This is a genomic window from Lysobacter capsici, from assembly GCF_018732085.1.
Classification (GTDB): Bacteria; Pseudomonadota; Gammaproteobacteria; order Xanthomonadales; family Xanthomonadaceae; genus Lysobacter; species Lysobacter capsici_A.
This window is the reverse complement of record NZ_CP076103.1, coordinates 366,743-379,209: the sequence shown is the minus strand read 5'-3', so window position 1 is coordinate 379,209 and position 12,467 is coordinate 366,743. Positions and strand designations below refer to the sequence as shown.

Below are 12,467 nucleotides of genomic sequence, written 5' to 3'. Positions count from 1 at the left end.
ATCCTCAGCGCTGCACGCGCCCGTTGAGCCGGTCGGCGAAATCGTTGAGCGCGCGTTGCAGTTCGCGCTGCTGCTCGGTCATCTCCGCACGGGTCGGCGCGTCATGCACGTCGCGTTCGCCGAGTTGCCTGAAGATCTCCACCAGCGCTTCGTTGATCCGGGTCTGGCGCTCGCCGCTGTCGTGCAGACGACCAACCAGCGGATCGAGCGCGTGCTGCAAGGACGGCCCCAATTGCTCCAGCAACGCGTCGTAATCGGGCGCGGGCGCAGTCGGCGCGAGCGGCGGCGGCGCGGCCTGGGCCGCGGCGACGCGTTCGAGCAGACCGAGGATTTCGACCCACGGCGCGGGATTCTCCGGCGCGACCGGCGCCGGCGCCGCGGCCGCCTTGCTCGCGGACGAATCCAGCGAGCGCACGCTTTCGACCAGATCGTTGAGCTGCGCCACGACCCGGCCGCCGACATCGGCCTCGCCCGCGCCCATGGCCTTGTTGCGCTGGAAATCGCGCTTGATCTGGGCCCAGCGCGCGGCCTGTTCCGGCGTCAGCACGCCGCGCAGTTCGGCGAGCTTGAGCAGGTTCTCCTCGGCGCCGGAGGTCAGCAACTGCGCTTCGCCCTGGTAGTGGTCGCCGATCAACTGCTGCAACTCGGCCTGGTTCATTACCGGCGAAATCTTCTCGGCCAGTTTGTTCATGTTGCGATAGCTGCCTTGCAGCTTGAACGGCGGCTCGGTGCGATAGGTCTCGGCCTGCGCGGCGCTGGCGATGTACTGCTGATTGACCTTGTAGACCACTTCGCGCACCTGGATCAGGCGCTCCAGGGTGGCGACGATCTCGTTGATCTCCGCGCCGCTGTAGGCGTGGCTGAGTTCGTTGGCCGAGAACGGCTTGCCCTCGGCCTTGGCGACGAAGCGGTACAGGTCGGCCATTTCGCGCGTGGCCAGCGGCGCCAGCACCGGGTTCGAGGTCAGGCTGTTTTCGATATAGCTCAGCACGAACGAGGCTTCCATGCCGCCGAGCACATCGCCGAGGTTGTAGATGTCGGCGCGGTTGGCGAGCATGTCGGGAATCTTGAACACCTCGCCGGATTCGGTGTACGGGTTGCCGGCCATCACCACGCAGAACTTCTTGCCGCGCATGTCGTAAGTGCGGGTGCGCCCCTTCCACACGCCTTCGATGCGGCGGGTGCCGTCGCACAGCGAGATGAATTTCTGCAGGAACTCGGGATGGGTGTGCTGGATGTCGTCGACGTACAGCATCACGTTGTTGCCCATCTCCAGGGCGAGATTGAGCTTTTCCAGCTCCTGGCGCGAAGTCGCGTCGGGCGCCTGCTCCGGATCGAGCGAACGCACCTCGTGACCCAACGCGGGGCCGTTGATCTTCATGAAGATCAGGCCCAGCCGGTGCGCCACGTATTCCATCAACGTGGTTTTGCCGTAACCCGGCGGCGAGATCATCATCAGCAGGCCCATCAGGTCGCTGCGCTTGCTCTCGCCGACCGTGCCCATCTGCTTGGCGAGGTTGTCGCCGATCACCGACAGGTACACGTCGTTGATCAGCTTGTTGCGCACGAACGAACTCAGCGGGCGCGGCTTGAATTCGTCCAGCCGCAGCGCATGGCGTTCGCGCCCGACGATCTCCTGGCGCAGCGCCTGATAGCGCTGGAAGCCGGGCACGAAGCTTTCGCGATGGTGACGCAGGCGCGCCGACCAGTCGTCGATCGCCAGGCTCATGCGGCCGTCCTTCACCCGCGGATGCTCGCCGAGCAGGCCTTGCACCGATGCGCTCAGGTCGGTCTCGGTGATCTTTTTCGGGAAGCGCTGATCGAGCAGCAGCAAGGTCGCCGCCTCGGCGGCATAACCGGCCAGCGGCGCGAGTTCCGGCGCGCGCGCCAGCGCTTCGATCCAGTTCATCGCCAGCGCCCAACGCGCCGCGATGCGATCGCCGAGCCCGTCCAGCGCCGCGGCGAAACCGTCCCACATCCGCGCCGCGCTGAGCTTCTCGCGCAGCGCCTGCAGCAGTTGCTGCGCGTATTTGCTGAACACGAATTGCGGACGCTCGTCGGACAGCTCCTGCACCAGGTATTCGGCCGCGCGCGGGGTCAGCGCCGGATCGATCGCCAGCGTGTGCTGCTGCGCGTAGGCGCTCATCGCCTCGGCGATCTCGCCGCGCAACGCATCCAGGCCCGAGGCGCTGCCGAACAGGCGCTGGATATCGGCGGACGTGCGCGCGCGTTCCGGCCATTGCTTGTGCGGCTCGTGCTGGGCGACCTGCGACCAGTACAAGGCCGCCCACGCACGCGCCGCCGGTTCGAACGCCAACCGGCCCGCGCTCGCGCGCAGCGGCAGCAGCGCCTGCAGGATCAAGGTCGCGTCGTGGTCGTGGATGCCCTTCTCGTAGCCTTCGCGATAACGCGGCGCGGCGAAGTCGCGGACCGTGCGGCCCAGCGCCTCGGGTTGCGCGAGCTGCTGATGCAGTAGGTCCAGGCTCAGACCCTCGCGATTGCCGGCCGCCGCTTCGATCACCAATCCGGCCAGGTACTCGCCGCGGTACAACTGCGGCGATTCGGAATCCATCGACACGCCCCAATAGGCGCGCGCGGCGTCCAGATCGGGGTTGTTCAAAGGCTCGAAGAAATCGGTACCGGTCAGATGCAGGTTCAACACGTCGCCGCGCGGCAGCAGGGTCAGGTCGAGTTCCTGGGTGTTGACGCTGAAACGATGGCGCGGCCCGAGCTTGATGACGTTGCCGCCTTCCTCGAACAGCTCGCTGCGATCGCGCAGCGCGCGCACGGCCTGATCGCGCGCGCCCTTCATGCGCGCCTCGACGTCGTCGGCCTTGACGCTGTCCTTGAGCGCACGCAGGCGCTCGGCCAGCTCACGTAGCTTGAGGATCAGCGCATCGCCAGCAAAGAAGGCATTGAGCTCGTCCGCGCTGGCGAAACGCGCGGTACGCCGGCCCAGGCCGTCGAGGATGCGCGTGGCCGCGTCCATCACCGCCTGCGCCTTGCGCTGGCGGTCGTCCATCAAGGTCTGCTTGTGCGCCTCGAAGGTTTCCAGCAACTCCTCGCGCTTGGTCAGGATGTCGCCGAGGAAGGCCTCGTGTTCGCCGAACTGGCTTTCCAGTTCCTCCAGCTGCACCATCAGCCGCGACAGTTGTTCGTCGGCTTTTTCCGGGTCCTGGGCCAGCGACAGCGCGCTGGCGATGCTCTGCCCGAACAGGCTGAACTGGGCGCCGAACTGCGCCACCGATTCGGCCGAACCCAAACCCTTGCGACGCTGGTCGGCGCGCGCCTTGGCTTGGTTGAGCCTGGAATAGATTTCCGAGATCGCCTCGACGATGCGGGTGCGCTGAGTCGCGTCGTCGACCTTGAGCGTGGCCATCAGCGCCGACAGCATGTCCAGGTCGCCGGACATCGCACGCATCTGTTCCAGCGGCTCGACCAGTTGCGCGACCGTGGTCGCCTGCTGCGCCTGCGCATCGAGCGCGGCCAGGCGTTCGGCCAGCGGCGCCAGCGCCTTGTCGCCGGCCAGGAACTCGCCGGTAGCCGCACCGATGCGCTCATGCTCGGCGACCAGCGCCTGCTCCATCGCATCGATCGCGGCCACATCGATATAGCGGTATTCGCGGATCGTCAGCAGATGCCCGCGCTGCGCGGTCAGGCCGTTGAGCGCATCGACGAAGTCCTGGACCTTCTCCCAGTTCTCCGGCTGCAAGCTGTCGAGCAAGGCTTTCTGCTTGCTCTGCGCCTCGCGCATCGCGCGGTCGGACTGGTTGCGGATGCCTTCGACTTTCTCGTATTCGTCCAGCACCGACTCGGCGGTCGCGGCGATCTCGCGCAACAGCGGCGCGGTCTCGCCGCAGTTCGGATCCGACAGCCAGTGGTGCGCGTCGAACAGGCGCCGGGTGTTCTGCGCGAGCAGGCCGTAGCGCTTGGCCGAGACCTCGGTGGCCTCGATCTCGCGCGACAGGCTCATCAGCTCGGACACGCCGCGGACCAGCTCGGCGTTGCCGATCTTGCCCATGAAGCTGTTGCCGGCCGGCTGCTTGGCCGCGTATTCATCGCTGAAGTACGGCGTCTGCCAGACCTGCATCGGATGCACGCGGGTCGGCTCGTCGCTTTCGGTGGCGAAGATCACCATGCGCCCGTCGTCCAGGCGCGCATAGCCGTGACCGAAGATCGGCGTCTGCAGGCGCCGTTCGATCATGTTGTAGGTGAACATCGCGGTGCGGCCCTGTTCGGGCTCGTAGAACAGGTACAGCACGTCCTCGCCGTTGGGCGAACGGATGCTGCGCTTGTAGCGCATGCCGTCCATCGACTGGTCGAAGCTCTTGTGCTCGCCGTTTTGCAGGTAATACCCGCCCGGGAAGATGATGCCGTGGTCCTCGGGCAACTGGATGCAGGCCAGGCCGATCGCATCCTGGCGCAGCACCTTGCGGGTCAGCGTGTTGAACACGAGGTAGCGCCACTGCTCCTCGCGGTACGGCAGGATCTTGAGCAGGATCAGGCTGCCGACCTTGGCGAAATCCACCTGCGCGTCGTCCAGCGACTGGGTCTTGTCCTCGACCGGTTCGCGGTAGATGCCCTTGCCGTCCTCGGTGTTGTTCTCGACCTTGATGGTGAGATCGCCGTTGACGGTCTCGACGAACACGCTGTCGAGAATGTTCAGATGCGGATGGCGGCCGTTGACCACCATCTCGCGGGTCGCGCGGGTCCATTCGAAATCGAACGGCGCCGGCAGCGCGATGTCGCGCTCGCCGCGGTTGTCGATGTAGCGCACCTCGCCGTTGGGCGAGACCGACCAGCGGAACACGCGCAGGTCGGTGATGCGCTCGCCGATCTGGAACGCGGCCAGCAACTTGCCGTCGCGCACGATCAGCTGGATCAGGCGGGTGTGCTTGTAGTACGCGTACAGCTCGCGGAAATCCTGGGCGAAACTGTCGATGCCGAGGAAGCTGCCCTTCAGCTCGACCGGGGTGACGTCGTAGCCTTCCGGCCCTTGCACCAGCTTGTACAGCGAGAATACGTCGGCGACCGTGGTCTCTTTCTTCAGCCCCATGAACACGTTGTAGCCGAACACCAAATGCTCGCCGACCTGCACGATGTCGCGCGCGACGCAGTTGTTCTCGGTGCGGATGCGGAACCGCCCGATCACCTCCATCTGGCTGCTGCCGAACTCGCTCAGGCGCTGCTGGTTCAAACCCTGCGCGATCCCGCGCAGACGCAGCCCCTGTTCGCTCAGCCGCTTGCTCAGCACCTCGTACGCGCCGCCCTGGGCGACGGCCTGATCGACCGCCGCGTGAGCGGCCGCCTTCGCGCTGTCGTTGGAAATGTCGCCCGCGGCGGTGCTGCGCGCGGAAGCGGTCGGCTTGGTATCGGCCATCAGTGGTTCGTCCTACCGGTCCTGCCCGCGGCGCGAAACGCTTGCGCCGCGGACGTCAATCCGATGCGCCGCCGCGAGCGGCGGCGCATTCCCTGGGTCAGGCGCGCGCTCAGGAATCCAGCGCGGTCTCGCCGGCGGGCGTGCCGTCGGACTTGGCTTCGAGCTTGGCGATGCTCTTGTCGTCGCCCTTGTTGAGCAGGCGCTGCAGCACGTCCTGCACGATCGGGCTCTTGCCGGCCACGCCTTCGATCGCCTTGCCGACCGACAGCGCCTTGGCGAAGGAATCGAAGAACGCGCCTTCGCCGCCGACGATGTCGATGTTGGCCTTGCTGAGCGCGGCGGCCAGCACGTCGGCCTGTTCCTTCGCCACTTCCTTGTTGGCGTCGATGCCGGCGATGGCCTGTTCGAAGTTCTTCTCCAGCTGCATGCGGAATTCTTCGTGCGCACGCGACTGGTCACTGAGCGAATCGAGCGCGCCGAACTTCTGCGACAGGCCCTCGGCTTCGGACTTGAGCTTCTGCAGCAGCACGTCGGCTTCGGACATGCCCAGGTCGCGATTGGCCTTGGCCTTGGCCGAACCCAGCTGCTCTTCGCCGCGCGCCTGCGCGAACAGGTTCTCTTCCAGCACCTTGGCGTCGGACAGGCCGAGCTTTTGCTTGGCGTCGGCCTGCGCTTCCATCACCCGCGCCTGCGCCATGCCCTTTTCCTGCTCGCCCTTGGCTTCCGCGCCCATGGTCTCGGCGACCACGCGGGCCTTGGCCATGCCTTCCTTCTCGATCGCCGCGGCGGTGATCTCGCGCACCCGCGCATCGGCCAGGCCCGGCGCCGCGCGCTCGGCCTCGATGCCTTCGGCCATCTTCTTCTTGGCTTCCGACTGCTTGCCGGCCGATTCCAGTTCGGCCTGCGCCAAGGTGGTGATCTCCACCGCCTTGTGCTTGGACGAGGTCTCGTCGGCCTCGGCCTGCTTGACCTGGCGCACCATCTCTTCCTCGGCCTTGGCCTGCGCGTGCAGCACCATGACCTGCTTGGCGCGGTCGGCCTCGGACACCTGGCGCACTTCCTTGATCCGCTCTTCTTCCTGCGCCACGGTCTTCTCGACCGCGATCCGGTCGCGGATCACGTTGGCGATTTCCTTGCGCTGTTCTTCCAGCGCCTTTTCCTTCTCGATCCGGTTCAACTCGACCTCGCGTTCGCGCGCGACGATTTCCAGATCCTTGGCGCGGGTGACCTTTTCGACCTCGATCACCACCGCGCGCTGGCGGTTCTGCTGCGCCACTTCGACTTCGCGCTGACGGTTCTCCTCGCGGATGTCGAGCTGCTCCTGCACCGATATGCGCGCGTTCTCCGACTTGAGCCGCTCTTCTTCCTGGACCTTGGCGGTCTCGGCCTGCTCGCGCGCCTGGATGGTCTGGATCTCGCGCTTCTGCCGCGCCTCGGCGTCGGCCTGCTGGCGTTCGAGCGCGAGCATGGCTTCGCGGGTCTCGACGTTCTTCTTGGTGATCGCCAGCTGCTCGTTGCGCTCGAGCTCGTTGGTGATCACGTTCTGCGCCGCGGTCAGCTCGGTGATCTTGCGGATGCCTTCGGCGTCGAGGATGTTGGTCGGGTCCAGCGAGGACTTGGGCGTCTGCTCCAGGTAGTCGATCGCGACGTCCTCGAGGATGTAGCCGTTGAGGTCGTTGCCGATCACCTCGATGATGCGGTCGCGGAATTCCTGGCGGTTCTCGAACAGCTTGACGAAGTCGATCTGCTTGCCGACGGTCTTGAGCGCTTCGGAGAACTTGGCGTTGAACAGCTCATTGACCGCGGTGCGGTCGGAGGCGCGGTCCACGCCGATCGCCTTGGCGACCTTGAGCACGTCCTGCTGGGTCTCGTTGACCCGCAGGTAGAACGCGACGGTGATGTCGGCGCGCATGTTGTCCTTGCAGATCAATCCGTCCTTGGCCCGCCGGTCGATCTTCCACTGATCATGAGATCATGTCAATGTGAAATGCACCTTAGCACCACACATGTTGACGCATGTGGCGGGACGACCCGATGACGTGCCCGCGGGATAGAACGCCTTGAACAGGACGAACACGATCAGGACGCCCAACCCGACCAGGGTGAGGATCGTAAAAGCACTCGAAGGGCAACTACGTTGCTCGAAGGCGGACGCGTCGCCCTCCCTATAACGTTGCGGATACGGCTCAGCCCGCCGTCGAACTTCGCTCGGTACCGGTTCGTCGCGAAATTCGTCGCGTCGCCGCGTTGTACCCGGTCGCGGCGGCGCGGTGATCGGCCGGCGCGCCGGTCGCGCGTGCGGCGACCGTCGCGGTTGCGGCATCAGCTCGGCGCCGCCGTCTTCCAGCGCGGCGCACTGGTTGACCGACCGAATGCGGACGATGGCGCGACGCACGACGCTGGCGACGGTGCGCAATGGCCCTTCGGGCAGCAGCCGCAGCAACAGCAGGTCGGCGAAGAAACTCAGCGCCCAGCCGCTGGCGATCAGGGTGCTGAGCACCACCGTCACCGGAATGCCGCCCAGGCCCAGGCGCATCAGCGGATCGAACACGCTTTGATTGATGATCGCGCGCCAGCATGGGCCGTGGCCGAGCGCATGGCCGTCGCCGGCGCATGGCCGTGCCCGTGGCCGTGCCGTGGCCGCCGACGTGGCCGTGCGATGGCCCTTCGCCGACGCGAACAGCCATCGGCCGCGTCCATGCCGACCAGCCGCCGACGCCGACCACCACCGTCACCATCCGCCCAGCCCAGGCGCATCGCGTCCGCAAACACGATCTGCAGAAATTCGATCATCGCACCCCTCCCTTCCCCGCTCGCCGCCGTCCGGGCGGCACTGCCATCGCGCCGGTCAGTCCGGCAATTTTTGTCGCAATCGCGTCAGCACCGCATCGGTGCCGACCAGCCCCGCGTCGCGCAGTTTTCGTTCCACGCCGCACGGTGTCGCCGTCGCGCCAGTTGCTCGCGCTCCCTTGCTCGCCGCCGTCCCGCACTGCATCGCGCCGGTCTCGGTTTTTGTCGCAATCGCGTCAGCACCGCATCGGTGCCGGCGACGTCGGCCATGATCCCGGCGTCGCGCAGTTTTCGTTCCAGCGCATCGCCGCGATCGGTGCGCGCCAGTTGCTCGGCCGCCTCCACCCGCGCGCCGCGCTCGGCCTGTTTTTGCTTGATCCGCGCCAGCGAGTCGATCGCGGTCGGCATCTTGTTGTGCGGCCCGACGTAGCGCTGCGCGACCGCGGCCTGCGCGCGCTGCACGCTTTCGGTCGCCTTGACCGTGTCGAGTTGTTGTTTCAAGCGGCGGATGTTGCCCTCGGCCATCGCCACGGTCTTGCGCAGTTCGGCCACGCTGGCGGCCAGCGCTTGGACATGGCGTTGATCGTCGCTTCGGTTGGATTCGAGCTGCACGATCTTGTCGGCGACTTCGCGCGCCAGCGCTTCCTCGCCCGAGGCCAGGGCCTTGATCGCGTAGGTTTCGTACTCGGCGATCTTCTCGCCCGATTCGCTCAGCGCGCGCTCGGCCAGGGTGTGGCGCGCGAGCAGGTGCGCCAGCGATTCGCGCGACTGCCGCAGTTCGATGTCGCAGTCGCGGATTTCCTGATCGAGGATGCGCAGCGCGCGACTGTCGAGCCAGTCTTCGCCGAGCTCGTGCGCGCCGCCGCGCAGCGAGCCGAGCAACTTGCTCCAGATATTGCCACCGTCGGACTTGGGCATGTCAGGCCGCCTCCAGCAGCAGTTGCTCGTAGGCCTCGGTGGCCTTGATCACGTTGTCGGCCAGGGTTTCGATCTCGTACAGCACGTTCGACAGCGAGGACGCCGCGCTGAGCGATCCGAACATCATGTACACCGACTCGCCGTCGGCCAGGGTCTCGATGCCGATGGTCGACAACGGGAAGATCACCTTGTGGGTGCGCAGCACTTCTTCGTTGAACGCGGCCGGGTCGCGCACGTGCGAGACCGGCCACAGCAGCGCCTCGACCACGATCTGTTCGCCGACCACGGCCAGGAACAACGGCAGGTCGCCGTATTCGCCCATCACCAGATGCAGGCTGGCCTGCGCGCCGTCGATCAGCTCGATATGCGATTCGCCGTAGACGAATTCGTCGGCCTGCGCCAATGCGTCGAACAGCCCTTCGGCCGTCCATACCTTTGCGTCGCTCATCGCCCTCTCCACGCGTCCACGCCCCGGCGCCGCACCACGCGGCTGCCGCATCCGCTTTTCCACCACCAGTAGTTCGTCCGCGAACTCGGGCAGCACCCACAGCTCTTTCTTCACCAGGCCCTTGTCGCGAAGACGTTCGCGATGGCGGCGCTGGTAGTAGGCGGAGGATCGGCGTTCCATGGCGGTCACGTTAGTTCATCACATGTGACATTGGCAAGACGTGACATGTAAGAGCCGACGGACGGTGATGCCGGCCACGGAATGCGGTGGGCGGGGTAATAAATTCAAGGGCTTGGGGAAGCGAGGGATTGGAGGCTGGCGCGGTCGTCGTGAATTCGCGGTCGCGGCTTGCGCGGCTCCTACATGGGCTAGCTGTAGGAGCGGCGCAAGCCGCGACCGCGCCACTACGACCACGGGGAAAGCCAACGGCAGCCGCGAACGACCGCCGCCGGGCGATCAGGCCGGAATGTCGTGCTGCTTGCGCGCTTCGTCGATGCGCCGCTTCACTTCGGCATCGAGTTCGCCGAGTTCGGCCTGCTTGAAGATGTTGCCGAGCACGCGCTTTTCGTCTTCGTCGACCAGTTTGTCGCGCAAGGCAAGGTCGAGCAGTTTCTGCAGTTCGGCGACGTCGAGCGTGCCGTCGTTGGTGAACACCGGGATCGAGGCCAGGGCGATCTCGAGGTGGCTCTTGGGCTGGGCCATGTCGGCAACTCCGTTGCGGGTGAGGAATCGGTCCTTGGCGCGGCGGCGATGGCGACGCGCGCGCAGTAGACCTCGACTATAGCAAGCGTGAGCGCATGCACGTATCGCGCGGGCCGTGGGGCGCGAGCCGCGACGACCGGGCAAGGGAATAATTCGCCAAACAAGGTCTTTCGAGGTCTTTTGTGGGAGGGGCTGAAGCCCATACGCTGTTCGCTCCGATCACTCAACTGTTCCACCACGAAAGTGCCGCAGCACTTATCGAAAAGCGTCGGGGCTGAAGCCACTCCCACAAAAGAGGCTGAAGCCGCGTGGTCGCTCGGTCGTTCGTTCGGCCATTCAGTTGTTCAGCACCATAAAAACAAACAGGCCCGATGCATTCGCACCGGGCCTGTCGTTGTTTCGATGACCGATCGTCGCAGCGCCATCGCGCCGCGCGGATTACCCGGGAGTTACCAGACCACTTCGGCCATCGAGCAGTTCAGACCCGAGCCGATCCCCAGCAGGGCGACGCGGCTGCCCTTCTTCAGGCGGCCCATCTCGCGCAGCTTGCTCAGCACGATCGGCACCGAGGCCGGACCGATGTTGCCGTGCTCGCCGAAGATGGTCATGACCTTCTTCGGATCGATGCCGAAGGCCTTGAGGAAGGCCTGGGTGTGGGCGCGGCTGACCTGATGGATCACGAACTCGTCGAGCTCCTCGACCGCCCAGCCCAGCGCGGCCTTGGCCGCGGCAAAGGTCTTGTGGCCGAGCTTGAGCCCTTCGATCATCAGCATGCGGCCGTCGGCCACCATTCGGTCGTGGTGCAGATCGCCCACGCACAGGTGATTCCACTCGGTCGCCGAACGGGTCACGCCGCCGCGGTACTTCGGCGCGCCGGGCACCAGTTCCGAACGCGCCAGCACCATCGCCGCCGCGCCGCAGCCCAGGGTCAGCGTCGCCATCTCGTCGCGCAGTTGCGCTTCGGTGACTTCGGCGTGGCTCAGGCGTTCGAGGGTCTTCTCGTAGGCGAGGTTGGCGGTTTCGCCGTCGACGATCAGGGCGTAGTCGATCTCGCCGCGCTCGATCATGCGGCCGGCGATGTCCATGCCGTTGATGAAGGCCAGGCAGGCGTTGGCGACGTCGAAGTTCTGGCAGTTCTCGCCCAGGCGCAGATTGCCCGAGACGATGCTGGCCGTGGACGGCTCCAGGTAATCGCGGCTGACCGAGGTGTTGACCAGCAGACCGATGCGGTCGGCGTCGATGCCGGCGTCGGCCAGCGCCTTGACGCCGGCCAGGGTGGCGGCGTCGGAAGGCTTCATGTCGCCGTCCCAAAGACGGCGCTCGCGCACACCGGCGACGTCCTGCAGTACATCCACTTTGATGCCGAGGCGATCGAGCGTCGGCTTGAGCCGGGCGTTGATCTCATCGGACGTCAGCTTTCGCGGCGCATCGACATGAGCGAGGCCGGCGATGGCGACATGTTGGAACAGCATGGGCGTTAAACCCTTGGGGCAGAAAAGTGCGACAGCGTAGCGTCTTCCCGCCCCCCGCGCATTAGCTCCGGTCACACCGCGACCGGGGTACCGGCCGGCATTACCGGCCTAAAACCCTTGCCAAACAATCGATTACAGGCGTTACCGGCACGCAAAAAACCCGTACGCGGCCGTTTGGAAACCCGCTCAGCCACCCACCGGGTAGGTCTGGGCGGCGCCGGAAGCCGGTTTTTGCGCAGCCGGGGCCGCGCCGGGGCCGCAGCGGTAGGCGGCGAAACGCTGCGAACCCTGCGACGGATCGGCCAGCGGCTGGATGGTGTCGGCCTGCAGGCCGGGGGCCTCGTTGCGGGCCAGGGTTTCCAGTTCCTCGCGCACGCGCAGCGCGTTGCGCTCGTAGAAGGCGACGTTGTGCTTGACCGACACCACGACTTCGCCGCGCTTCTCGCAACCCGGCGCCGCGCCCGCGGACAACACCCGCACCGCCTGCGCGCCGGGCGCCATGTTGACCCAGGTGCAGGCCGACGCGCTCACAGCCAGAACGATCGCGGACAGGGACAGCAGTGCCGGTGTGCGCATGGGGACCTCGGGTAGGGATTGGACCGAGCGCATTGTCGCTGGAATCGGCTGAGTGCGGTAGGAATGGTGGGATTCGGGATTCGGGATTCGGGATTCGGGATTCGGGATTCGGGATTCGGGAATTGGGAATTGGGAATTGGGAATTGGGAATTGGTGAAAGCGTAACGTTCCACCGTTGCCG

The 12,467-nt window shown here is 66.0% G+C and carries 7 protein-coding genes and 1 pseudogene; all 8 read right to left on the bottom strand.

Annotated features, from left to right (window positions below):
• Positions 1-4: 4 nt before the first annotated feature.
• Positions 5-5,380: a DNA repair ATPase gene (locus tag KME82_RS01535; RefSeq protein WP_215496972.1), complete on the bottom strand. Its 5,376-nt coding sequence runs from the start codon at positions 5,378-5,380 to the stop codon at positions 5-7.
• A 109-nt stretch (positions 5,381-5,489) separates the two neighbouring features.
• Positions 5,490-7,292, bottom strand: a complete 1,803-nt coding sequence (locus KME82_RS01530) for a hypothetical protein (RefSeq protein ID WP_215496971.1) — start codon at positions 7,290-7,292, stop codon at positions 5,490-5,492.
• Positions 7,293-7,352: 60 nt separating this feature from the next.
• Entirely contained in the window at positions 7,353-7,931 is a 579-nt protein-coding gene (locus tag KME82_RS01525) for a hypothetical protein (protein ID WP_215496970.1), read from the bottom strand.
• Between the two features lie 326 nt (positions 7,932-8,257).
• Entirely contained in the window at positions 8,258-9,088 is an 831-nt protein-coding gene (locus KME82_RS01520) for a PspA/IM30 family protein (RefSeq protein WP_215496969.1), read from the bottom strand.
• Between the two features lies 1 nt (position 9,089).
• Positions 9,090-9,716, bottom strand: coding sequence for a DUF2170 family protein (locus tag KME82_RS01515; RefSeq protein ID WP_215496968.1), 627 nt, complete (start codon positions 9,714-9,716; stop codon positions 9,090-9,092).
• 276 nt (positions 9,717-9,992) lie between these two features.
• A complete protein-coding gene (locus KME82_RS01510) occupies positions 9,993-10,238 on the bottom strand; it encodes a hypothetical protein (protein ID WP_215496967.1) in 246 nt (81 codons plus the stop codon).
• Positions 10,239-10,687: 449 nt separating this feature from the next.
• Positions 10,688-11,710, bottom strand: coding sequence for a 3-oxoacyl-ACP synthase III (locus KME82_RS01505; RefSeq protein ID WP_036107633.1), 1,023 nt, complete (start codon positions 11,708-11,710; stop codon positions 10,688-10,690).
• A gap of 252 nt (positions 11,711-11,962) precedes the next feature.
• Positions 11,963-12,286: pseudogene (locus tag KME82_RS01500) on the bottom strand (DUF4156 domain-containing protein); the annotation flags it as partial.
• Positions 12,287-12,467: the final 181 nt, after the last annotated feature.